The organism is Curtobacterium sp. SORGH_AS_0776, assembly GCF_031453355.1.
In the GTDB taxonomy this organism is placed as follows: Bacteria; Actinomycetota; Actinomycetes; order Actinomycetales; family Microbacteriaceae; genus Curtobacterium.
The window spans coordinates 3222166-3245677 of record NZ_JAVIYU010000001.1; the positions used below are offsets into that span (position 1 = coordinate 3222166).

22 protein-coding genes and 1 tRNA gene are annotated in these 23512 nt (G+C 71.5%); 6 read left to right on the top strand and 17 right to left on the bottom strand.

The annotated features are described in order from the left end of the window. Positions 1–12: 12 nt before the first annotated feature. From ilvD to otsA, 3 genes are all read right to left on the bottom strand, one after another. A complete protein-coding gene (gene ilvD, locus QE359_RS15745; RefSeq protein ID WP_070418527.1) occupies positions 13–1707 on the bottom strand; it encodes a dihydroxy-acid dehydratase in 1695 nt (564 codons plus the stop codon). 107 nt (positions 1708–1814) lie between these two features. Next, positions 1815–2597 carry a trehalose-phosphatase gene (gene otsB, locus QE359_RS15750; protein WP_071303818.1) on the bottom strand — a complete coding sequence of 261 codons (783 nt, stop codon included), beginning with the start codon at positions 2595–2597 and terminating at the stop codon, positions 1815–1817. After that, positions 2590–4182, bottom strand: coding sequence for an alpha,alpha-trehalose-phosphate synthase (UDP-forming) (gene otsA, locus QE359_RS15755; RefSeq protein ID WP_070418525.1), 1593 nt, complete (start codon positions 4180–4182; stop codon positions 2590–2592). The genes otsB and otsA overlap by 8 nt, the downstream gene beginning before the upstream one ends. 186 nt (positions 4183–4368) lie before the next feature. On the opposite strand from otsA, the gene QE359_RS15760 reads away from it, so the two are divergent. Together QE359_RS15760 and QE359_RS15765 are read left to right on the top strand one after the other, a co-directional pair. Beyond that, complete coding sequence (locus tag QE359_RS15760) at positions 4369–6903, top strand: hypothetical protein (protein WP_309779885.1); 2535 nt, start codon at positions 4369–4371, stop codon at positions 6901–6903. Between the two features lie 67 nt (positions 6904–6970). After that, positions 6971–7942: a magnesium transporter CorA family protein gene (locus QE359_RS15765; RefSeq protein ID WP_309779886.1), complete on the top strand. Its 972-nt coding sequence runs from the start codon at positions 6971–6973 to the stop codon at positions 7940–7942. Here the strand turns inward: QE359_RS15765 and QE359_RS15770 are convergent. Then, positions 7939–9090, bottom strand: coding sequence for an SLC13 family permease (locus tag QE359_RS15770; RefSeq protein WP_070418522.1), 1152 nt, complete (start codon positions 9088–9090; stop codon positions 7939–7941). The two genes, QE359_RS15765 and QE359_RS15770, sit on opposite strands and share 4 nt — an antisense overlap. A gap of 93 nt (positions 9091–9183) precedes the next feature. Here QE359_RS15770 and QE359_RS15775 point away from each other — a divergent pair, with 93 nt between their 5' ends. Further along, a complete protein-coding gene (locus tag QE359_RS15775; protein ID WP_071294931.1) occupies positions 9184–9375 on the top strand; it encodes a hypothetical protein in 192 nt (63 codons plus the stop codon). A gap of 84 nt (positions 9376–9459) precedes the next feature. On the opposite strand, the gene QE359_RS15780 is transcribed toward QE359_RS15775, so the two are convergent. The 4 genes from QE359_RS15780 to QE359_RS15795 all read right to left on the bottom strand — a co-directional run bounded on the left by QE359_RS15780 (position 9460) and on the right by QE359_RS15795 (position 13953). Further along, positions 9460–10626, bottom strand: a complete 1167-nt coding sequence (locus QE359_RS15780; RefSeq protein WP_070418520.1) for a mechanosensitive ion channel family protein — start codon at positions 10624–10626, stop codon at positions 9460–9462. 107 nt (positions 10627–10733) lie between these two features. Then, complete coding sequence (locus QE359_RS15785; protein WP_309779887.1) at positions 10734–11648, bottom strand: glycine betaine ABC transporter substrate-binding protein; 915 nt, start codon at positions 11646–11648, stop codon at positions 10734–10736. Between the two features lie 14 nt (positions 11649–11662). Next, on the bottom strand, positions 11663–12640 hold the full coding sequence (locus QE359_RS15790; RefSeq protein WP_309779888.1) for a proline/glycine betaine ABC transporter permease: 978 nt from the start codon (positions 12638–12640) through the stop codon (positions 11663–11665). After that, on the bottom strand, positions 12637–13953 hold the full coding sequence (locus QE359_RS15795; protein WP_374475309.1) for a glycine betaine/L-proline ABC transporter ATP-binding protein: 1317 nt from the start codon (positions 13951–13953) through the stop codon (positions 12637–12639). Before QE359_RS15795 ends, QE359_RS15790 begins: the two co-directional genes overlap by 4 nt. A 428-nt stretch (positions 13954–14381) precedes the next feature. On the opposite strand from QE359_RS15795, the gene QE359_RS15800 reads away from it, so the two are divergent. Then, positions 14382–15995 carry an amino acid permease gene (locus tag QE359_RS15800; protein WP_309779889.1) on the top strand — a complete coding sequence of 538 codons (1614 nt, stop codon included), beginning with the start codon at positions 14382–14384 and terminating at the stop codon, positions 15993–15995. A 116-nt stretch (positions 15996–16111) separates the two neighbouring features. Continuing rightward, positions 16112–16417 (top strand): hypothetical protein, encoded by a 306-nt coding sequence (locus QE359_RS15805; RefSeq protein ID WP_261646670.1) that lies wholly within the window; start codon positions 16112–16114, stop codon positions 16415–16417. Between the two features lie 11 nt (positions 16418–16428). Here the strand turns inward: QE359_RS15805 and QE359_RS15810 are convergent, their stop codons facing one another. The 8 genes from QE359_RS15810 to QE359_RS15845 form a co-directional block, all read right to left on the bottom strand. Further along, complete coding sequence (locus QE359_RS15810; protein ID WP_309779890.1) at positions 16429–17265, bottom strand: VOC family protein; 837 nt, start codon at positions 17263–17265, stop codon at positions 16429–16431. Between the two features lie 85 nt (positions 17266–17350). Beyond that, the gene (locus tag QE359_RS15815) at positions 17351–17977 is read right to left on the bottom strand and encodes a PepSY domain-containing protein (protein WP_309779891.1); all 627 of its coding nucleotides are present in this window, start codon (positions 17975–17977) and stop codon (positions 17351–17353) included. 48 nt (positions 17978–18025) lie between these two features. Then, entirely contained in the window at positions 18026–19369 is a 1344-nt protein-coding gene (locus QE359_RS15820; protein WP_309779892.1) for a HAMP domain-containing sensor histidine kinase, read from the bottom strand. After that, on the bottom strand, positions 19362–20039 hold the full coding sequence (locus QE359_RS15825) for a response regulator transcription factor (protein WP_309779893.1): 678 nt from the start codon (positions 20037–20039) through the stop codon (positions 19362–19364). Before QE359_RS15825 ends, QE359_RS15820 begins: the two co-directional genes overlap by 8 nt. Positions 20040–20302: 263 nt before the next feature. After that, a complete protein-coding gene (locus QE359_RS15830; protein WP_070418512.1) occupies positions 20303–20515 on the bottom strand; it encodes an SCO4848 family membrane protein in 213 nt (70 codons plus the stop codon). A 178-nt stretch (positions 20516–20693) separates the two neighbouring features. Further along, positions 20694–21620, bottom strand: coding sequence for a hypothetical protein (locus QE359_RS15835; protein WP_309779894.1), 927 nt, complete (start codon positions 21618–21620; stop codon positions 20694–20696). Continuing rightward, complete coding sequence (locus tag QE359_RS15840; RefSeq protein ID WP_309779895.1) at positions 21617–22084, bottom strand: ImmA/IrrE family metallo-endopeptidase; 468 nt, start codon at positions 22082–22084, stop codon at positions 21617–21619. The genes QE359_RS15835 and QE359_RS15840 overlap by 4 nt, the downstream gene beginning before the upstream one ends. Next, on the bottom strand, positions 22081–22521 hold the full coding sequence (locus QE359_RS15845) for a hypothetical protein (protein ID WP_070419521.1): 441 nt from the start codon (positions 22519–22521) through the stop codon (positions 22081–22083). The genes QE359_RS15840 and QE359_RS15845 overlap by 4 nt, the downstream gene beginning before the upstream one ends. 84 nt (positions 22522–22605) lie before the next feature. On the opposite strand from QE359_RS15845, the gene QE359_RS15850 reads away from it, so the two are divergent. Continuing rightward, positions 22606–23256, top strand: a complete 651-nt coding sequence (locus QE359_RS15850; protein WP_309779896.1) for a YigZ family protein — start codon at positions 22606–22608, stop codon at positions 23254–23256. Positions 23257–23361: 105 nt separating this feature from the next. On the opposite strand, the gene QE359_RS15855 is transcribed toward QE359_RS15850, so the two are convergent. Continuing rightward, positions 23362–23437 (bottom strand) — tRNA-Lys (locus QE359_RS15855). Positions 23438–23512 lie beyond the last annotated feature (75 nt).

Genomic DNA, 23512 nt, shown 5'->3' on the forward strand with positions numbered 1-23512 from the left:
CGTGTGTCGACGCTAGCCCGTGACCGCGCCCTTGGCGGCGGACTGGACGAGCTTCGCGAACTTCGCGAGGACTCCGCGGGTGTAGCGCGGGGGCAGCGGGGCCCAGCCTTCTCGGCGGGCTTCCAGCTCGGCTTCGTCGACCAGTAGGTCGAGCGAGCGAGCCGCGATGTCGACACGGATGCGGTCGCCATCGCGCACGAATGCGACTGGACCTGCGTCCACCGCTTCCGGTGCGATGTGGCCGATGCACAGGCCGGTTGTGCCGCCTGAGAATCGTCCGTCCGTCAACAGTAGTACATCCTTGCCGAGTCCAGCGCCCTTGATGGCCGCCGTGATGGCGAGCATCTCGCGCATGCCAGGGCCGCCCTTGGGGCCCTCGTACCGGATGACGACGACGTCGCCCTTCTGGATCTTCCCCTCGGTGAGGGCGTCCATGGCGGCGCGCTCGCGGTCGAACACCCGTGCGGGGCCCTCGAAGACCTCGGCGTCGAAGCCCGCCGTCTTCACCACGGCGCCCTCCGGCGCGAAGGAGCCCTGCAGGATCGTCAGGCCGCCGGTGGCGTGGATCGGGTTGTCGAGCGTCCGGAACACCTCGCCGTCGAGCTCCGGCGGGTCGATCTCGGCCAGGTTCTCGGCGAGGGTCTTGCCGGTGACGGTCATGACGTCGCCGTGCAGCAGGCCGGCGTCGAGCAGCGCCTTCATGATCACCGGGATGCCGCCGTTGCGGTCCACGTCGACCATGACGTACTTGCCGAACGGCTTCATGTCGGCGAGGTGCGGGACCTTCGAGCCGATGCGGTTGAAGTCGTCGAGGGAGAGCTCGACCTCGGCCTCGTGCGCGATCGCGAGGAGGTGGAGGACGACGTTCGTGGAGCCTCCGAGTGCCATGGCGACGGCGATGGCGTTCTCGAACGCCTCCTTCGTGAGGATCTGGCGGGCGGTGAGGCCCAGGCGGAGCATGTTGACCACGGCCTCGCCGGAGCGGTGCGCGTAGTAGTCACGACGACGGTCGGCGCTGGGCGGCGCTGCCGAGCCGGGGAGCGACATGCCGAGAGCCTCGGCGACCGACGCCATGGTGTTCGCGGTGTACATGCCGCCGCAAGCGCCCTCGCCCGGGACGATCGCACACTCGATCTTCTTGAGTTCCTCTTCCGACATGGTGCCGGCCTTGCACGCGCCGACGCCCTCGAAGGAGTCGATGATCGTGACCTCCTTGAAGGAGCCGTCGGCCTGCTTCACGTAGCCCGGCATGACCGAGCCCGCGTAGAGGAAGACGCTCGCGAGGTCGAGGCGCGCGGCCGCCATGAGCATGCCTGGAAGGGACTTGTCGCAGCCGGCGAGCAGGACGGTGCCGTCCAGTCGCTCGGCGTTCACGACGGTCTCGACGCTGTCGGCGATGACCTCACGCGAGACGAGGGAGAAGTGCATGCCCTCGTGGCCCATCGAGATGCCGTCGGAGACGGAGATGGTGCCGAACTGGAGCGGGTACCCGCCCCCGGAGTGGACGCCCTCCTTCGCCCCCTGCGCGAGGCGGTCGAGGGAGAGGTTGCACGGGGTGATCTCGTTCCACGAGGAGGCGATGCCGATCTGCGGCTTCTCCCAGTCCTCGTCCCCCATCCCGACGGCACGCAGCATGCCACGCGAGGTGGTTGCTTCGATCCCGTCGGTGACGACCCGGCTGCGCGGCTTGACGTCGATATCAGGCATGGGGTGAGTCTAGGCGCAGTTGGGATACCAAGCCGACAACTCCATGCATCCGCATGGGGAACGGGCGGTCCAGGAGGCGCGGTTCGGGTCCGTCGGGTCGCTGCGGGTCAGCGCGTGGCGCGGATCCGAGCGAGCTGCTTCAGCACGTCGGTGAGCGCCGCGGGGTCGGCGACCCGGTAGCCGGCGAGCGTGTCGCCCTCCCCCACCTTCACGCCGACGTCGCCGTCGCGGAGCACCCGGAAGGCGTCCTCGTCGGTGACGTCGTCGCCGGCGAAGAACACCGCGTCGGCGCCGTGCAGGTCGCGCAGCCTGGCGATCGCGTCGCCCTTCGTGACGTGCCGGACGGCGAACTCGAGGATGTCCTTGCCCCCGCGTTCGAGGACGTCCGGGTCGGCCTCGTGCGCGGCGGCACTCGCGGCGGCGTTCGCCTCGGCCGCGACCTCGGCGCTCACCCGGCGGGTGTGCACGCCGTGGCCGGCCGGCTTGTGCTCGATGACGACACCCGGGAACCGCTCCCCGACCGCGTCGAGCGCCGTGCCGATCCGGGCCACCCGGGCCTGCTCGTCGTCGGTGAGGGCCGCTTCGTCGTGCCCGTCGACGCGCCACTCGACGCCGTGCGACCCGACGAGGGCCATCTCGGCGGGGGCGTGCGTCACCGCGGCGAGGCTGTCCAGGGGACGCCCGGAGACCAGGACGACCTCGGTGTCCTTCGCCCGGTGCAGGGTGAGGACGGCCGCCCACGAGCCGGGCAGCGCGCCGACCTGCGACGGGTCGTCGGCGAACGGCGCGAGCGTGCCGTCGAAGTCGAGGGCGACGATGAGTCGCGGCGCAGCCGCGAGCGTCTCGAGGGCCCGGTCGACGGCGGTCTGGTCGGTGGTCGTCTCAGGCATCACGCGCCTCCCGGGTGTCCTCGGCAGCACGCGCCGTCTGGGCGTCCTGGTCGAAGATCGACATGTTGTCCGTCTGCGCCTCGCGGTGCTGGTCCTTCGGGTCCGCCGCGGAGGGGTCGATCTGCGCGTTCTTCGGGGCGTGGCGGTCGAGCGCCTCGAGGAACGAGCGCGACCAGCGCGCCACGTCGTTGTCGCGGACGCGCTTGCGGAGGGCCCGCATGCGGGTCGAGCGTTCGCGTCGGGGCATCTCGATCGCGCGCTGGATCGAGTCCTTCAGCGCGCCGATGTCGTGCGGGTTGACGATGACGGCCTGCTTCAGTTCGTCGGCGGCACCGGCGAACTCGGACAGGATGAGGACGCCGTCGTTGTCGAACCGGGCCGCGACGTACTCCTTCGCGACGAGGTTCATGCCGTCGCGGAGGGCCGTGACGAGCATGATGTCGGCGGCGAGGTAGAGCGCCACCATCTCTTCGCGCGGGTAGCCGTGGTGCAGGTAGGCGATCGGCTGGTGTCCGATCACGCCGAGGTCGCCGTTGATGCGGCCGACCGTGAGCTCGATCTCGTCGCGGAGCGTGGCGTACGTGTCGACGCGCTCGCGGCTCGGGCTGGCGACCTGCACGAGGGTGGCGTCCTCGACCGCGATGCGGCCGTCCTCGACGAGTTCGCCGAAGGCCTTGATCCGGTGGCGGATGCCCTTCGTGTAGTCGAGGCGGTCGACACCGAGCAGCACGGTCTTCGGGTTGCCGAGGCTCGCACGGATCTCACGGGCGCGCTCCTGCACCTCGGGTCGGTGCGCGATCTCCTCGAAGCCGGCGGCGTCGATGGAGATCGGGAAGTGCCGGGCCTCGACGTGTCGCACCGTGATGCCCTTGCGGCTGCGCGGTGCGTCCGGGTCGTCGACGGGGACGTCGATCGTCTGCCCCTTGGTCGTGTAGCCCTTGATGTGCCGGACCGCCCGGAGGAAGTCGCTCGCGTCGTCGTGCCGCTGGAAGCCGATCACATCCGCCCCGAGCAGGCCGTCGAGGATCTGCGCGCGCCACGGGAGCTGGGCGTAGATGCCGACGGGCGGGAACGGGATGTGGTTGAAGAAGCCGATCGTCAGGTCCGGGCGGAGCTCGCGGAGGAGCGCGGGGACGAGCTGCAGCTGGTAGTCCTGCACCCAGACGATGCCGTCCTGCTCGACGATCTCGGCGATCTGCTCGGCGAAGCGCTGGTTCACGCGCTTGTACGCGTTCCACCAGTCGCGGTGGTAGCTCGGGTGCTCGATGACGTCGTGGTAGAGCGGCCAGAGGGTGTCGTTGCTGAACCCCTCGTAGTACTCCTCGACGTCGTCGTTGCTCAGCGGTACGGGCACGATGTGGATGCCCTCGTTGTCGAACGGGGCGACCTCGACGTCGGGCTGGCCGACCCAGCCGACCCAGGCACCGTCGTTCGCGCGCATCACCGGCTCGAGTGCGGTGACGAGGCCGCCGGGCGAGTGCCGCCAGCCCTCGTTGCCGTCCTCGTCGACGATGCGGTCGACCGGCAGGCGGTTCGAGGCGACGACGAAGGCGTAGCGGGTCTGTTCGGTGCGGGGTGCTGCCATGGGGTGCTGGGGTCTCCGTTCCGCCCGGCACGAACGCCGGGTTCGGTGCCGAAGTTACCAGCGTGCCGACAGCGGATTCACGGCGGATCGACGGCTTCCGGTACGCTGCGTCCATCGTGTCGGGGGGACACGCAGGTGACGCACGGGGTCGTCACCGCGCTCTCGACGAGAGAGGACCCAACCGTCGTGAGCGATCAGTCGCCCGTCCCGCCCGTTCCGCCCGGGCCCCCGTCAGCCGCGCCGGCCGCGTCCGACCCGCTCGGTCGCCTGCTCCGCGCCGTCCCCGGTCGTGACTGGGTCGCCGCCGTCGTCGCGGCCGTCGGCGGGTGGGTCGCCGCGTACGTCGTCGCGGCGATCTCGCTGTTCCTGACGGTCGCCGTGGCCGCCGCCGGTTCCGGTCCGGTGTCCACGGGCTCGTCCTCGGGCCTCGGCACCGGCGGCTCCGACCTCGGGTCGGCCGGGGCACCCGACGTCCAGTCGCTCCTGTCGGGGGTGAGCGTGCTGCTGGGGTCCCCGGCGCAGCTCGTCGCCCTCGCGGACCTCGGGCGGCTGCACGGCTCCGGTTCGATCCTGCTGCTCGGTTCCGGGTCGGGGTCGGTCGGCGTCGTGCCCGTGCTGGTGCTCGCGGCGCAGGTCGTGCTCGCGGTCGTGCTCACTCGCCGCATCCGGAGCCGGGTCCTCGCGCTCCCGCAGCTCGTCGTCACGGCGGTCGTCGCCGGGCTCGTGACCACCGCGGTCACCACACTCGCCGGCCTCGTGCTCGCCATCCGGTTCCCCGCCGTCTCCGGGGTGCAGATCGACCCCGTGCACGCCGTGGGGATCGGCAGTGTGCTCGGGTCGTTCGTGATCGGCACCCTCGCGGTGCTGCTCGCGCGTCCGTCGCTGCTCGTCGGCGGGAACACCTCCGTCGCCCGGGCACTCGGTGCCCTGCGGGTCGCCACGTGGCAGTTCGGCGGGCTCCTCGTCCTGCTCGCCCTCGTGCTCGTCGTCGTGGCGCTCGTCGCGCAGCCGTCGTGGGGCGCCGCCCTACCGCTGCTGCTCGGCAACGCGGCCGTCGCCCTGACCGCGCTCGGCTTCCTCGGTGGGGTCGGCAGGTCCGGACTCGGTGCCGCCGGGAGCGACGCCTCGGTCTTCGCGGGCGCCGGTGGCTGGACCTGGCTCGTCGTCCTGCTCGTCGTCGTGAGCTCGTTCGCGGCCGGTCTGGCGCTCGCGGTGCGCCGGAACGACCGGGTCCGCACGACGCTCGACTGGGTCGCGACGCCCGTGGTCTGGTTCGTCGCCGGACTCGTGCTGTTCGTGCTCGGCACCGGCGTGGTGTCCTACCAGGTGACGGGTTCGAGTGCGGTCGGCGGGTCCGGCTCGGTCGGTGTGACGCCGTGGACGCCCGTCGTCTTCGCGCTCTGGGGCGCGGCCGTCGAGGTCGTCGCCCGGTACGTCGCACCCGTGCTGCTCCCCCGCCTCGGCGGTGGCGTGCTGCTGCGGACGGCGCGCGTGGTCGGGACCGACCCGGTGCCGGCCCGGCCGACCGCTCCGCTCGACGGGTCCGCCGGCGCTAGCGTGCCCGGGGCACCCGTCGCTCCCGCCACGGGGGCGACCGGCTCGGCGGCCGACGGTGCGGCTCCGGTGTGGGCGGTGCCCGCGGATGCGGCGGCCCCGGCAGGCCCGACGCAGCCGGACCAGTCCGTCCAGCCCGGTGCGCCGGTCGGCCAGCCGCACCCGAGCCAGCCCTTCGTCGGCCAGGGCGCCCCCGCCCCCGCGCCGATGTCCCCGCGCGCGAAGAAGGTCCTCGTGCGCTCGCTCATCGCGGGCGGCGCGGTCGTCGTGGTCGTCGTCGCGGGAGCGATCACCACGGGCGTGCTCCGCACCACCGTCTGGGGTCCCGGACCCACGGCCCGGTCCTACGTCGACGCGATCGCGCAGGGCGACGCGGACACCGCGGCGAGCCTGAGCGAGGTGACCGGCGACGCCTCGATGCTCGACTCCGCCGTGCTGCAGAGCGCCAAGGACCGTCCCACCGACGTCCGCGTCGGCCGGGTGTCGACCAGCGGGGACACCGCGTACGCGAACGTCACCTTCCGGCAGGGCGACGCGCAGCGCTCGGGTCAGATCGTCCTCGAGCGGACCGGCACGTCGTTCCTCGTGAAGGACGAGTGGCGCGTCACGGAGCCGCTCACGGACCGTGTGACGGTCTCGGCCGCGCAGGTCCTCGAGGGCGCCGACGTGACCGTCGGCGGCAAGAAGGTGGGCGTCATCGAGAACGGCTCGTTCCAGTCGCTCGCGTACCCGGGCAGCTACCAGGTCGAGGTCGGCGGCACGGAGTACTTCACCGGCGGCACCGAGACGCTCCGCGTGGGGTCGTCGAGCTCGCCGTACGCCGACTTCGAGGCGAAGCCCACGAAGCAGCTCGAGACCGACGCCGAGCAGTACGTGTCGGACCTCATCGACGACTGCGCGGCGAAGACCGACATCAGCTACGCGGACGGCTGCCCCTGGTACGGCCCGTACGACGCGGACGGCGCGGTCCAGTACGACGTCCGGTCGAAGCCGGACCTGGAGGTGCAGTCGTCCGGTGGCGGACTCGTCGAGGTGACGAGCACCGCAGACGGCAGGATCGGGTACTCGTACACGGACTACTTCGGGGACGCGCAGAAGGGCGAGGACACGTTCGACGTGGACGTCTACCTGAAGGTCGAGGACGGGAAGCTCGTCTCGGCGTACTGAGAGCCCGCACCGCGTGCACGGCCGACCCTGGAGTCCCGGGGTCGGCCGTCTCACTAGGCTCGACCCCATGGTCATGACACGGGCGTGGCGGAACGGCACCGCGGCGGAACGGGACTTCCCGGTCGACCGGATCTCCGAGCTCATCGCCGAGGACGGCACCTTCGTGTGGGTCGACTACACGGACCCCGATCCGTCCGACCTCGAACACGTCGAGGCCGAGCTCGGCATCCACGCGCTCGCGGTCGAGGACGCCGTCGAGCGCGGCCAGCGCCCGAAGCTCGATCGGTACCGCGACAGCCTCTTCCTGGTCGTCTACGACGTGGGCGGCCTCGACCACGCCGGGGACCTCACCACGCACGAGGTGAAGGCCTTCGTGACCGAGCACGCCCTCGTCACGATCCACGGCGGCGACGTCGACACCGGGGCGATGGAGCGCCGGCTCGACGCGACCACGGACATCGCCGACCACGGCGTCCCGTGGTTGATGTGGGGCCTGCTCGACGCGGTCACGGACCACGCCACGAACACGGTCGAGGACATCGAGCGCCGGATCGACGCGCTCGAGGAGGACCTCTTCGAACACGGCACCCCGCGTGAGAAGCAGATCCAGCGGCGATCGTTCCGCCTCCGCAAGGCCCTGGGCGTCCTGCGCCGTCAGGTGGTCCCGACACGGGACAGCGTCGCCTCGTTGCTGCACGGGGACGCCGAGACGATCTCGGACGGCATCCGCCCCTACTTCCGCGACGTCGAGGACCACCTCGTGTCGATCACCGACTCCGTCGACCAGCTCCGCGACGCGGTGTCGAGCGTCCTCGACACGAACCTCAACCTGGCGTCGAACCGGCAGAACACGGTCATGAAGAAGGTGACGAGCTGGGCGGCGATCATCGCGATCCCGACGGCGATCACGGGGGCGTTCGGCATGAACGTGACGTTCCCCGGCGAGAGCCACTGGAGCGGGTTGTTCTACGCGCTCGGACTGGTGGTCGTCTCGTCCCTGTCGCTCTACGGGGTGTTCAAGAAGAAGGACTGGCTCTAGAGCCGCAGCGCGAGGACCCCGGCGACGACGGTGAGCGGTGCCACGATGCACCCGAGCGCCATGTACCGCCCCCACGACAGGTGGACGCCCTCGGACGACAGTCGTGCGTGCCACAGCAGCGTCGCGAGCGAGGCCCACGGCGTGATGAGGCAGCCGGCGTTCACCCCGACGAGGAGCGCCGCGTAGCGCAGGGCCTCGTGCCCGGCGGCCGGCTCGAGCACCAGGTAGGCGGGCAGGTTGTCGATCGCGTTCGCCGCCAGCGCGCCGGCACCGCCGAGCACCAGGAGCGACCCCGTCCCGGTGCCACCGGAGAGCGCAGCCACGATCGGGTCGGTGATGCCGGTCGTGTGCAGTGTCTCGACGACCACGAACAACCCGGCCGCGAAGACGAGCGTCGACCACGGCACGCGCGACGGCTTGAGCTCCGACGGCGCCCGGAAGGCCGCGACGACCACGAGCACGACCGCCGCGGCGATCGCGGCGATCCACACCGTGACGCCGGCGGTCAGGGCGATCACCAGCGCGACGAGCACCGCCGACGCCGACCAGAAGAACACCGGGTCGGTCGCCGCCCTGACCGAGACCGGCGTGTACCGACCGAAGAGCTTGCCGCGGAACACCACGAGGAGCACGGCGCACGGGATCACGACACCGGCGAGGGCCGCCCACACCATGAGCCCGGCGAACGGGATCGGCCCGTCGAGCCCGATGCGGTCGACGGCGAGCAGGTTCGTCAGGTTCGACACCGGCAGCAGCAGCGACGCCGTGTTCGCGAGCCACACGGTCGTCAGCGCGAACGGCATCGGCGGCAGTCCGACCCGCCGGGCGAGCGTGATGACGATCGGGGTGAGGAGCACCGCCGTGGTGTCGATCGACAGGAACACGGTGCACAGGACGGCGAGCACGACCACGGCGCCCCAGAGCCCGATCGTCCGCCCGCCCCCGACCCGTGCGGCGACGTCGGCGAGCCGGTCGAAGACCCCGGCGTCCGCCGCGAGCTCGGCGACGACGGTGAGTCCGAGCACGAAGGCCAGCACCGGGACGACCCGGTCGGCGAGCTCGGCGAGGTCGGACAGTGGGAGCAACCCGAGGGCGACGCACACCGCGCCCACCACGAGCAGGACTCCCCCGATGACGGCCTGGCGCACGACGACTCCTCCACGAGTGCGCCGGGCAGGGCGTCCGGCGGCGCTCCAATGTAGCGGCCGGTAGCGTTGACGGGACGACGACAGGAGGAACCCGTGCGGAAGTTCATGTTCAGCGGTGCGGTGTGGAGTTCGATCATCAGCGGCTACAGCGTGCTGCAGACCACGCGGCAGGGCCCGCGTGACTGGCGCCTCGCGCTGACGTGGGTGGCGTGGATCGCGACGACGCTCGTAGCGATCGGCACGGTCGTCGAGGACGACCGCGCCGTCAAGGCCAAGCAGCCGTAGACCGCGACGCGACCCGGTGACGGACGGGAGGGACGGTGCCAGCTGGCACCGTCCCTCCCGTCCGTCTGTTCCGGGGCCGGCCGGTCAGCGCTCCGACCGCGGGATGTCCGAGGTCTGGATCGGTCCCGTGAAGAGCGCCGCACGGTCGTCCTGGTCCGGCGTGAACAGCGCGGACTCCGAGGCGGTCGACGCCGCGCGCCGTCGCGGCGCCGCGACCTCGTCCACCATGAGTACCCGCTGGACCGGCAGCGCGTCGGGGTGGGTCCGTTGGATCCAGTCGACGAGCTCCTCGCGGATGTAGCAGCGCAGGTCGAACAGGGACGGCGCGTCGTGCGAGGTCGCGAGGACCCGGACACGCACGGACCCCTGCACGGCGTCGGTGACCTGCAGGACCTTCACCCGGCGGTCCCAGAGCTCGGTGCGGTCGAGGATCCGGTCGAGCTCGGCCCGCATCTCCCCCGGCCGGACCCGCCAGTCGAGGTCGAGCTCGACGGCCCCGAGCAGCTCGCTGTTGGTCCGGGTCCAGTTCTCGAACGGCGTGCTCGTGAAGTACGTCGACGGCAGCACGAACCGCCGGTCGTCCCACAGGTGCACGACGACGTAGGTGAGGGTGATCTCCTCGATCCGACCCCACTGCTGCTCGACCACGACGACGTCGTCGACACGGATCGACCCGGAGAACGCGAGCTGCATGCCAGCGAAGACGTTGCCCAGCGTCGACTGCGCCGCGAGGCCCGCGATGACGGAGATGAGCCCCGCCGACGCGAGCACGCTCGCCCCGGCTGCCTCGACCCCCGGGAAGGTCAGCAGGATCGCGCCGATGCCGATGATCACGAGCACCGCGACGGTCAGCCGGCGGATCACGAGGACCTGCGTGCGGATGCGGCGGGCCTGCCGGTTGTCCGGGACGTCGATGCGGAAGCGGTGCAGGCCGAGGTCCTCGAGGAAGATCGCGATCTGGCACGCCAGCCAGGTGCCCGCGGCGATCGTGGCGATGAGGAAGCCGTGCGACACCGGCGCGCGCCACGGGAAGGCGTCCGGCCGGTTCGGGACGCTCGTGACGAAGGCGACCCAGAGGAGCACGACGAGCAGTTCGGTGCGGAACGGGTGCTTCATGCGTCGGGAGAGCACGGCCGCCCAGCGTTCCCGCCGCGCGAGTGCGCGGAAGACGAGGTGCAGGACGAGCGCGGCGGCGGCGGTGACGAGCAGCGCGACGCCGATCGCGACGAGGAGCCGGAGGAGGATGTCCATCCCTCCATCGAAGCGGTGGACGACGGACGTCGTTCAGGAACGCGACCACCCGCATGCCAGGAGGCGCGGCGCCGGACCGGCACCGCGCCTCCTGGCAGGGGCTGCTGCTACTTCGTCGAGGTGAGCGAGTCCACGTAGTCCTGGTGCTCGGACGCCCACTTCGCGGTGATCGCCGGGTACTCGCTCGTCTTCGCACCGCTGTTCACGAGCGCGTTCTCGAGTGAGTAGAGCGTGTCGGAGTCCATCTCGAAGTCCTCCATCCACTTCGACGCCTGCGGGAACTCGTCGGCGAAGTCCTTCTTGGCGATGGTGTGGATCTCCTCGTTCTTGCCGAGGGCGCCCTTCGGGTCCTCCAGGTCCTTGATCGGGAAGGCGTCGTACGCCCAGTGCGGACGCCACAGCGTCACGACGACGTCCTCCTTCTTCGCGATCGCGGCCTTGAGGTCGGCGAGCATCGCCGGCGTCGAGCTCGTGATGAAGTCCATCCCGTCGAGGCCGTACTGCGGGATCACCTGGTCCTGCACGACCTTCGTCTCGCCGGCTGCGGGCTCGATGCCGACGATCTTGTTGCCGAAGTCCGAGGCCTTCGCCTTCAGTTCGTCGATCGAGTCGATCTCCGAGTACTCCGGCACGGCGAGCTCGAGGGACGCCTGCTCGTTCCACGCGCCGAGGTCCGTGAGGTCCTTGCCGTACGTGTCCATGTACTCCTTGTGCGTGTTCGGCAGCCAGGTGTCGAACACGACGTCGTAGTCGCCGGATGCGAGGCCCGTGTAGGCGGGTGCGACGTCGGAGTTCGTGAGCTGGACGTCGTAGCCCTTCTCCTCGAGGACGTGCTTCCAGAGGTAGCTCGCGGCGGTGTCCTCGTCCCAGCCGTTGAAGACGACGACGTGCATCGACTTCTGGTCGCCGTTGTCGAGCGTGCCGGAGGCGCCGTAGTACCCGGGCGGCATGCACGCGGACAGGCCGAGGGCGGTGGCGGCGGCGAGCGCGGCGGCCGCGAGGGTGCGCTTGGTTCGCTTCATGATCTGTTCCTTCCTCACGCGTCGACGGTCTGGCGGTCGGTGACCGCTTCGGTGGTGGCGGCGGTCTGGGCGGTCGCCGCGTTCGACGTCGCGGTCATGGTGGGCTTCCGCTTCGCGCGTCCGAAGAGCCTGGAGGCGCGGCCCGAGTCACCGCCGAGCGCTGCGGTCAGGCGGTCCAGCAGGATCGCCAGGACCACCACCGACAGGCCGGCTTCCGCACCGAGACCGACGTCGATGCGGTTCAGCGAGGCGACGATCTGCTCGCCGAGTCCCCCGGCGCCGACCATGCCGGCGATGACGACCATCGACAGCGACAGCATGATGACCTGGTTGACGCCGGCCATGATGCTGGCCTTCGCGAGCGGCAGCTGGATCTGGCGGAGGATGCGCCACGGGCTCGACCCGAACGCGGCGCCGGCCTCGACGACCTCGCTCGGAACCCCACGGATGCCGAGCTCGGTGAGCCGGACGCCCGGAGCCATCGCGAACACGATCGTCGCGACGATGCCGGGGACGACGCCGACGCGGAAGAGCAGCAGCGCCGGGATCAGGTAGACGAAGGCCGGGGTGGTCTGCATGAAGTCGAGCACCGGGCGGATGATCCGGCTGGCGGTGTCCGAGCGGGCGGCCCAGATGCCGAGCGGGATGCTGAACACGACAGCGAGCCCCGCGGCGACGATCACGAGGGCGAGGGTGTCCATCGCGTTCGTCCACTGGCCGACGCTCACGATGAAGAGCAGACCGACGGCGGCGCCGAGCGCGAGCTTCCAGCCCTTCGCGACGAACGCCAGGACCACGAGGATCGCGACGACCACCCAGAACGGCGGCGTGGAGAGGAAGTACTCCATCCACGCGTCCATCCACGTGAACACGTAGCGGACGACGTCGAAGAAGCCGGAGAGGTAGGTGGTGATCCAGTCGACGATCGCTGCGACCCAGGTGCCGAGGGGCAGGTGGAAGTCGCCGAAGGAGTTGGTTCCGGGGGTGATCATGCGTGGTCTCCTTCGGCGAGGGTCGAGTCCATGTCGGAGTCGGAGATGCGGGTGACCGGCTCGAGCACCGGGATGGGCATCGTCGCCGTCGGCACGTTGCCGAGGGCGGCGAGCAGGGTGACGCGCGGGACGACCCCGAGCAGGCGCCCCTCGTCGTCGACGACCGCGATCGGCAGCGGCGACTCCACCGCGAGCTCGAACAGGTCGGTCAGCGCGGTCTCCGGCGCGACCCGGGCGTACTCGGTGTTGACGATGGCGTCGAGGTTCGTGTCGCCGGCCTTGACCTGGCGCATGACGTGCCGGTCGCGGACCCAGCCCTCGAGCTTCCGGCCGCGTCCGGTCACGAAGACCGCGGCCGTCTGCAGGTCGCGCATGGTCCGGAGCGCGCCACGCGGGCCGACGGTCAGCGGGACCGCGGCACGTGCGGGCTCCATGACGCTCGACGCGGTGAGCACGCGGGCGCGGTCGACGTCCTGCACGAACTGGGCGACGTAGTCGTTCGCGGGGTCCGTGAGGATGTCCTCCGGCGAACCGATCTGCACGATCCGGCCGTCGCGCATCACGGCGATCCGGTCGCCGAGGAACATGGCCTCGTTGAGGTCGTGCGTGATGAAGACGATCGTCTTGCCGAGGCGCTGCTGCAGGTCGACGAGCTGCTCCTGCATCTCGCGGCGGATGAGCGGGTCGAGGGCGCTGAAGGCCTCGTCCATCAGCAGGACGTCGGTCTCGGCGGCGAGGGCGCGGGCGATGCCGACGCGCTGCTGCATGCCGCCGGAGAGCTCGTCGGGCTTGGCGTCCGCCCAGACGTCGAGTCCGACCAGGCCGATGACCTCGCGGGCCTTGGCCAGCCGGGTGGCCTTGTCGACGCCGTTGACCTCGAGGCCGTACGCGACGTTCTCGAGCACCGTGCGGTGCGGCAGCAGCGCGAAGTGCTGGAAGACCATCGACACGCTGGTGCGGCGGATCTCGCGGATCTCCTTCGGCGTCGCCTTGGTGACCGTCCGGCCGCCGATCTCGACGCTGCCCGCGGTCGGCTCCAGCAGGCCGTTCAGCATGCGGATGAGCGTCGACTTGCCCGAGCCGGACAGGCCCATGACGACGAAGATCTCGCCGGGACGCACGTCGAAGGACGCGTCGATGACGGCTGCCGAGCCGAGGTCACGGACCTCGTCACGGGTGGCGCCGTCGGCCAGACGGCGGACCGCTTCACCGGGCCGGCGGCCGAAGACCTTGTAGGCGCCGTGCACGCGCACGGCCGGGACGTCGGTGGGGTGGTCCGGCGTGACGGCACGCCGGTCCTGGGGTGGTGCGATGGTCAACGGTGCTCCTCGCGGGACCGCGGCGCGGAACGGCGCACGGCGGTACCGGTGGTTGCGGACGGGTCGCCCGGCACCGTGTTCGGCGGCATCGCATCGAGCCCGCGCAACGGCGCAGGGCGAGCGATCACGCACGCGGGGGTCGTACTCGGGACGACCCCGGTCCAGCCGACCGTACGGCCCCCGCTGTGCTGCTGCGGCGGACGCGTCCTGATCGTCGGTGTCCCCTGAAGGGACGTTCAAGGCTATCGGCGCTTGTCCCCCGTCGCGAATCCGGGTCCGCCGGAATCCCGGCACCGGTGTACCCCGTTCACGGCGTGTCGCCCATCGGTGCGGGGATCGCGATCGTGACCGGCTCGTTACTTTTCAGGAGACTCGCATGGTTGTGTGCCACCCCGGTTCGACGCACCTGTAGCGTGTCGCGCATGACAGCGCAGAACGACACCGGGGTGGACCGCGCGCCCGCGAACGACTTCTCGCACGAGCAGGAGGGCTACCAGCACGGGCTGAAGCCCCGGCAACTGCAGATGATCGCCATCGGCGGCGCGATCGGCACAGGGCTCTTCCTCGGTGCGGGCGGTCGCCTGCACACCGCGGGGCCGGCCCTGGCGGTCGTGTACCTCATCGCGGGCATCTTCGCGTTCTTCATCCTCCGGGCACTCGGTGAGCTCGTGCTGCACCGTCCGTCGTCCGGGTCGTTCATCTCGTACGCCCGCGAGTTCTTCGGTGAGAAGTTCGCCTACGCCGCCGGGTGGATGTACTTCCTCAACTGGGCGATGACCTCGATCGTGGACACCACCGCGGTCGCGCTCTACCTGCACTACTGGGCCGGACCGCGCGCGATCCCGCAGTGGGCGCTGGCCCTCGCGGCGCTCGTCGTCGTGCTGGCCGCGAACCTCGTCGCCGTGAAGGTGTTCGGCGAGCTGGAGTTCTGGTTCGCGATCATCAAGGTCGCCGCCCTGGTGGCCTTCCTCATCGTCGCGCTCGTGTGGCTCGTGTTCGCGTTCCCCGTCGAGACGGGCGGCGAGACGGTCCGTACCGGGTTCCAGATCTGGGGTGACAACGGCGGCCTCTTCCCGACCGGCCTGCTCCCGGCGGTCCTCGTCGTGCAGGGCGTCGTGTTCGCCTACGCCGCGATCGAGCTCGTCGGCACCGCGTCCGGCGAGACGCAGGACACCGAGAAGGTCATCCCCCGCGCGATCAACTCGGTCGTCTTCCGCATCGCGGTGTTCTACGTCGGGTCGGTCGTCCTGCTCTCGCTGCTCCTGCCGTACACCTCGTACAAGGACGGCGTCAGCCCCTTCGTGACCTTCTTCTCGTCGATCGGCAACCCGCAGGTCGGCCAGGTCGTCGGCTCGATCATGAACTTCGTCGTCCTCACCGCGGCGCTGTCGTCGCTGAACGCCGGGCTCTACTCGACCGGTCGCGCACTCCACTCGATGGGCATGAACGGCTCCGCGCCGAAGTGGACCACGAAGATGACGAAGGGCGGCGTGCCGTTCGCCGGCATCCTGCTCACCTCGGCGTTCACGCTGGTCGGCGTCATCCTCAACCTGTTCGTCCCCGGGCAGGCGTTCGAGATCGCCCTGAACATCGCGAGCCTCGGCATCATCACGGCCTGGGGCACGATCATCCTCTGCCAGATGAAGCTGCGGTCGTGGGCGAAGCAGGGACTCGCGAAGGAGCCGTCGTTCAAGCTGCCGGGGGCGCCGTACACGTCCTGGCTGACGCTGGTGTTCCTCGCGACCGTCATCGTGCTCATGGCGATCGACTACCCGATCGGCACGTACACGATCGCGTCGCTCATCATCGTGATCCCGCTGCTCATCCTCGGCTGGTTCCTGCAGCGCGACCGCATCCTCCGGATCGCCTCGCTCCGCTCGGGCATCACGGGTCCGTACCCGGTGACCGGTCGGGACCCGGCGAACCAGGTGCGCCGGAGCGGCGCCGGCACGGAGGGTTCGTCGACCGGGTCCACGAATGCGTCCGCTGGTCCGGACGCCGGGTCGGATGCCGGTTCGGACGACCACCGGGCCTGACCACCGGCCGCTCCCCCGTCCGTCGGCTCGACCGGCGACGGGCGGAGTGTCCGGATAGCGAAACAGCGCGCCTTGGGCGTGCAGGAGGGTCCGGCACCCGTCGGTACGATCGGCGGGTGCCGGACCAATCTGTCTCCCCCACGCTCGACCTCCAGCTCACCTGGCGCGGCACCTTCGGCCGCGTCCGGGTGTTCGACGACCGCGTCGCCGCCGAGACCAGCTACGAGCGGGACGCCCTGACGCCGGTGCCGATGGAGTCCGTGCGCGGGTGGCGGATCGAACCGTGCGACTTCGACGCGGTGTGCGTCGAGTTCGTCACGCCCGGGGAGACCTACCGGGTGCTGCTCGACACGACGGACGAGCAGGTCGCCGGGCTGGCGTTGCGTCGAGCCCTCGGCGCGCCGTTGCCGTCCGCGTCCTGAGCCGGGCAGACTCAGCCGTCCTGCGGCGCGAACTGCGTGACGCGGAACGTCGCACCCTGCGGGTCCTGCAGCTCCGCAGCCCGGGTCCAGGAGCCGTCCCACGAGCCCAGCACCCGTCCACCGAGCCGTTCGGTGAGCGCGGCGGCACCGTCGCGGTCCGCCACGCTGAACGACACGTGCCAGTCGTCAGCACCGGCGTCGAGCCGGGCGAGCGCGCCGATGACGTCGGCGAACCCCTCCGGCGCGCCGACCTGGCGCTCGCGGATGTCCGGGTCCGAGGTCGCCGCGAGGTGGTCGCCGTACCCGGGCAGCCGGACCATCGCGCTCGGGCCTTCCTCGATGCCGGAGACCTGCCAGCCGAAGAGCTGCTCGTAGAACCCGATCGCCTGCGCCGGGTCGGTCGAGCGGAGGTCGCTGAACACCCACCCACCGGGGGCGTTGATGTGCTGGGCGCCGAGTCGGGCACGCGCCTGCCACAGCCCGAACGCGGCACCGCGGGGATCGACGCAGTCGACACTGCGGCCGGCCGCTCCCCCGGGTCCGGCGTCCTCGGCGGGACCAGCGGTGCCGCCGAGCACCGTGACGCGACCGGCCACGGCGTCGGCGTCGTCGACCGCGATGTACGTGAGCCACGTGGCCGGTTCGTCACTCGACGCGACGGCACCGACCTCGTGCCCGTCGATCGACACGATGCGGTACGAGCCCGGCGCCTCCGGCGGGAGCCGCTCCTCGAAGTCCCAGCCGAACAGCCCGCCGTAGAAGGCCTGGGCTGCATCCGGGTCCGGCTGTCGGGCGTCGATCCAGCTGGGGACGCCCTGGGGGTACGTGCGCGGGGTCTGGTCGGTCATCGTCGCTCCCGGGTCCGCCGGCGCGTGGCCGGATGCCCCAGGTCTACCGCGGACCACCGACGACCCTCGCACCCGCGCCCGCGGCTCAGTCGTCGGTGTCGACCTCGTCCGTGACGACCTTGCCGGTGCCCGCGTCGAGGCGGACGCTGTGCTTCGTGCCCGAGGCGTCGCGGACGTCGCCCTCCCAGACGACCTTCCCGAGGTGGTCGTCGAGCCCGAGCTCGGTGATCGTGCCGGCGTGCAGGTCCTCGAACCGGCCGACCGCGTCGTCCACGGTCAGGTCGGCCGCGGCCGTGAAGCGCTCGTTCTCGGCCCGGTCGTCGGCGTCCGAGGTCTCGGTGCGCGGCGAACCGGACACCGCCGTGCCGGCCTCGTTCGTGTGCACCTCGTGCTCGGTGCCGTCGCCGGTGACGACCAGCACTTCGTACGCGGTGCCGTTCTGCTCCTGCTCGACCGAGATCACGGTGCCCGACCCCACGGCGTCGCGGGCGGTGGCGACGGCGGCACGCAGGGCGTCGTTCGACGTGGCGGACGCAGCGGTCGCGCCGCCGGACGCCGATCCGGACGAGGACGATGACGACGTCGTGGACGAGGCCCCGTCGGACTGCGCGGTGGAGCACCCGACGAGGGCGAGGGACGCCACGAGCGGCAGGGCGGCGATGCCGGCGACACGACGGGTGGAGCGGGCTGTGGTGGTGCGGAGTGCGTTCATGCGACCACGGTGCCGGGCGGGTGCTGAAGCACGGCTGAAGCCCCCTGGTCAGCCGCCGAGTGCGATGCGGACCGCGAACCGGGCGCCGCCGAGCGGCGAGTCCGTCACGACGACGTCCCCGCCGTGGGCCCGGACGGCGTCCTGGACGATCGCGAGGCCGAGCCCCGCACCGCCCGCGTCCCGGCTGCGCGCCTCGTCGAGCCGAACGAGGCGTTCGAACACGCGCTCGCGGTCCGCCGGGGCGATGCCCGCGCCGTCGTCGTCCACCGTCAGGACCGCGCGTCCGTCCTGCTCGGCGAGCGCGACGACGACCCGACCCTCGGCGTGCCGGACGGCGTTGTCGACGAGGTTGCGGACCACGGCGGCGAGGAGCCGTTCGTCCCCGAGGACACGGGCCGGCCCGATCCCGGACCCCTCGACCCGGATCGACCCGTCGCTGCTCCTGCCGAGCCGTCCGCGCGCCCGGGCCACGGCGTCGAGCGCCAGGTCGTCGAGGTCCACCGGACGCCGGACGCCCACGTCGCCCTCGTCGAGCCGCGAGAGCTCGAGGAGGCCCGTCACGAGGTCCTGCAGCCGAAGCGCCTCCGAGCGCACCACCTCGGACAGCTCGACGACGTCGGCGCGGTCGGGGTGCGCCGCGGCGACCTCGGCGTGCTGGCGGATGGTCGCGATCGGCGACCGCAGCTCGTGGGAGGCGTCGGAGACGAACCGCCGCTGCCCCGCGGCGGAACGGTCGAGCCGGTCGAGCATGGTGTTCATGGTCGCGGCGAGCCGGGCGATCTCGTCGCCGGTGTCCGGGACGGCGACCCGGGCGTCCGGTCGTGCCGCGCGGATCGTCTCGACCTCGGTGCGCATGCGTTCGACCGGGCGCAGCGACCGGCCGGTGACCACCCACGTGACGGCCCCCATCACGAGCACGAGCACCGGGACGCCCGCGGACAGCAGCGCGACCGCGGCACCGACGGCGGCGTCGGTCTGGTCGAGGGAGACCCCGTAGACCAGCGTCGCGTCCCCGCCGCCGGGCAGGTCGACGTCGTCGGCGACGAGCAGCCACCGCTCGCCGTCGTCGGTCCAGCGGGACTCGTCGGCCGTCGGGAGCGCCGGCGGATCGGCGTCGTCCCCGTGGGCGAGGACCGACCCGTCGTCCCCCACGACCTGCACGAGGACGTCCTCGTAGCCGCTCACGACCCCGGCGCCGTCGGCCTCGACCCGCGCCGAGGCCTGCTCGAGCCCCGACTCCGCCGTGGTCCGCACCCCGTCGAGGAGGACGAGGCGGAGCACGACGACGAACGCCGCCGCACCGAGGAGCAGCGCCGCGAGCACGACGACGACCGCCCCGAGGGTGGTCCGCGCCCGGACGGACCGGAAGCGCCGACGGCCGCCGTCAGCCACCGTCCGCCGCCAACCGGTAGCCGGCGCCGCGCACGGTCTCGATCCCGGTGCGACCGAACGGCCGGTCGACCTTCCGACGCAGGTGTCCGACGTACACCTCGACGATGTTCGGGTCGCCGTCGAAGTCGACGTCCCACACGTTCTCGATGACGTCGCGCTTCGAGCAGACCTCGCCGGCGCGGCGCGCCAGGAACTCGAGGACGGCGAACTCGCGACTCGTCAGCTCGACGGGCGTCGACGCCCGGAAGACCGTCCGGGCGGCCGGGTCGACGACGAGGTCGCCGAGCGTCAGGATCGCCGGGCGCTCGCGCGCACCGCGGCGGACCAGGGCACGCAGCCTCGCCACGAGGACCGGGTGCGAGAACGGCTTCGTCACGTAGTCGTCGGCCCCGGCGTCGAGCGCCTCGACCTGGTCCCACTCGCCTTCCTTCGCCGTCAGCATGAGGACGGGCGTCCAGTCGCCGTCGGCACGGAGTTGCGCGCACACGGCCCAGCCGCTGAGGCCGGGCATCATCAGGTCGAGCACGATCGCGTCGTAGCCGAACTCGCGGGCGTGCCACAGTCCGTCGACGCCGTCTCGGGCGACGTCGACCGCCCACCCCTCGGCTTCCAGCCCGCGACGGACGCCGTCGGCGAGCCGCACCTCGTCGTCGACCACCAGGACACGCATGCCCCGATCCTGCCGTGCGCCGCTGAAGCAGGCCTGAAGCGCCCTGGACGCGACCGGTCGCGGGCCAGGAGGCGCGGTGCGGGCCGGCACCGCGCCTCCTGGCCCGCACCGGGTCGCGTCCACAGCCCCGTCGTCGCCGGGTCCCGGGACGGATTCGGGTTCTGGCCCGGCCTCCGGCGGCGACGGTACCAGCGCCGATCCTGCTCCCTCGGCGGCGGACACGCTCGCAGTCGACCGGGTCGGCGAGGCCGGTCGGGAACGGCTCAGACGAGCAGGAGGATCCCCGCGACGACGGCCGCGACGGCGATCGCCAGCGCGATGAGCAGCAGCACGAGGTGCACCGTGTAGAACGTCGTCGGCTTGCCGGCGGCGTCACGCGCCCGGGAGTCCTTCGCGACCCGCTGGAAGAAGCGCGGCCAGGTGACGACGTTGAAGACGGCACCGATGAACAGGACGAGGGCTGCGAAGACGGTCACCCGACGATCCTAGACACCGCGGGCACGGGGCCGGTGGTGCTCGGCCGCCCCCAACGCGGCCGAGTCCCACCCCGTGCTGCTACATCGCGTGTAGCACCTGCTACAGACCCTACACGGCAGCCCGGACGACGTCGACCCATCCAGTGGGATCGATGTCCCGTTCTGGTAACGACTGGCGCTACGCCGCGTCGAGGGCCGCTTCGGCGTCGGCCAGGGCCAGCTGTTCCGACTCGCTCAGCGGCTGCCGGGCCCGACGGGCGCCGTCGTTGATCTCGACGATGAGCCGACTGAGCCGCGTCGCCGGGTCGCCGGAGTCGGGGTAGGCGTTGTCGGTGCCGATCCGCGCGTGCAACGGCGTGAGGGCGCGCAGGGCGGTCTCCACCCGACGGGAGCGCCGACGACGGGAGACCTGGTGGCCGATGACGAGCAGGAGCATCCCGGACGACACGCAGATCACCGCACCCGGGGTCGTGACGTCGTAGGGCAGCGCGAGGGCCCGGGTGAGGCCGAGGTCGCCCAGGACGTGCGCGAGGTCCATCACCACGACGACGACCATCCGCACGACACCGAGGACCCCACCGAGCACGAGGACCCACAGGCCGACGAGGTCGGTGGCGGTCCGTGCCTCGCGCAGGTGCAGGACGCAGATGAGTCCGGTCGCGCCGAGCGCCACCCCGAGGTAGACCGTCTGCGCGATCGAGTAGACCGTCGCCGCCGGGTGCGATCCGGCGTCGAGCATGAAGGTCGTCGTCGTCGCGGGCTTGTCGAGGACGGTGAACGCCACGATGACCACCACGACGACGACCGCGCACGTCACGACGATCGCGTTCCGGAGCCACGGCCGTGCAGCACCGACGGCCTTCGCCACACCCCAGAGCAGGGTGCTCGTCCCCGCGACCATCAGGCAGTCGCTGACGACCGTGACCACGTTGAACCCGCCGAACAGCGGATCGAGCCACCGGTACAGCGGGTCGACGTTCGTGACGATCGTCGCGGCGAACAGCAGGAAGGTGACCGCGAGCGTGCGGTCCTGCCCGCGCTGCAGGACGAACAGCGTGACCGTGCCCGCGATCAGGAGCAGCGCCTGGACGAGGGAGACGATCACCCGAACACCCCGCGGAACGCGCTCGGACGGTCGCGGTGGCCGCGGATGAGCCCGGCGAGCCGGTCGGCGAAGACCTCGGCCTCGTGCTCGTACTCGTTCGAGAACAGCCCGCGGGCGAGTGCCCGCTCGACCTTGTACTCCGGCAGGTCCGGGATGACGTCGCGGATGTAGGCCGCCTGCGGTGCGTGGTCCTGGTGGCGGTGCAGGATGTGGCCGAGTTCGTGGCCGATGACGAACGACCGGAACGTCCGCGAGGCCGTCGGGGAGATCATCACCAGGTGCTGCCGCTCGAGCGTCGCCACGAAGCCGCACACGGGCTCGGCGGTGAGGAACGCCTCTTCACGGACGACGATCGGCTTGCCGACCACCTCGGCCGCGGCGGCGACGGCCTGGTCGACGTCGGACCACCCCTCGGCCGCACCACGCGCCCAGAACGCCTCGACGAGGTCGGTCGGCGCGCTCATGCGACGCTCCCCCGGGCGGACTCCTCCTCGAGCACCTCGGCGATGCGACGGAGCGCCTCGGGCGAGAGCTCACCGGGGAAGGTCCGGGCGGCGAACCCGCTGACACGTGCCGATCGGAGGGAGCGGACGAGGGCGAGCTGGGCGCCGATGCGCTCCGGGACGTCGCTGTCCTCGAGCAGGAAGCGCTCGTCGACCTCGAAGAAGCCCGCGAGCAGGCGGAGCAGCCCGGTGTCACGGTTGCGACGGCCGTCGCCGGAGAGCATGTACGTCCACTTCGCCCGGGACAGCGAGCCGCCCTGGGCCGCCACGTACTCCTCGATCGCCGCGAACGGGACGGGGGCGCCGCGCTGCGCTTCCTCGAAGTCGAGGAGGAGGTTCAGCCGGCGCGCGAGTTCCGCGGCGTCGAGCACGCCACCCCTCGGATCTGCTGTCGCCATGTCGATCGGACTCCTCCCCAGCCGCACGTCGTGCAGGACATGGTATCGCGAGCCGCCGACGAGGACCTCGCTAGCCTCGACGGTGTGAGCACCCCGTACCCGTCCACGGTCGCCGCCCCGGTCGAGCACGAGATCGTCATCACGAAGTCGCGCTTCATCACGACCGTGGCGCCGGTGTCCGGGGTCGCGGACGCGGACCGGGTGATCGCCGAGGTCCGCCGCCGCCGATGGGACGCCCGGCACAACTGCACCGCGATGGTCACCGGCGTGCTCGGGGACCAGGCGCGGTCGAGCGACGACGGTGAACCCTCCGGGACCGCCGGCGTCCCGATGCTCGAGGTGCTCCGGCGTCGCGGGCTGACCGACGTCGTCGCAGTCGTCACGCGGTACTTCGGGGGCGTGAAGCTCGGTGCCGGCGGCCTCGTCCGTGCCTACTCGACCTCGGTGTCCGAGGCACTCGACCGCGCGACGCTCGTGCACCGGCGCGCACTGACCCGGGTGACGGTGGACGTCCCGCACGCCGACGCCGGCCGGATCGACAACGTGCTGCGCGACTGGGTCCGGCACCACGGAGCCACGCTCGGCGACCCCGCGTACGGCGCTGCCGCGACGTTCGAGCTCTGGGTGCCGGGCGACGGCATCGAACCGCTGCGTGCCGACCTCGCCGCGACCTCGGCGGGCGCGCTCGACCCCGTGATCGGCGAGGAGCGCGTGGTCGACGTCCCCGCCGACTGATCCGCACGCGGAGTCGCGGCCGAATCGCACTCCGGGCGTGTCTCACCGTGCGGCACCGCGCGCCGGGAACGACGAAGGCCCCGACTCGATGAGTCGGGGCCTTGCTGGTGCACCCCCTCGGACTTGAACCGAGAACCCACTGATTAAGAGTCAGTTGCTCTGCCAATTGAGCTAGAGGTGCATGTTGCGCTTCCGTGCTGCAACGGGAAACAACAATAGCATGGGTTTCGCGTGCTCTTGACCACTCGGGGCACGG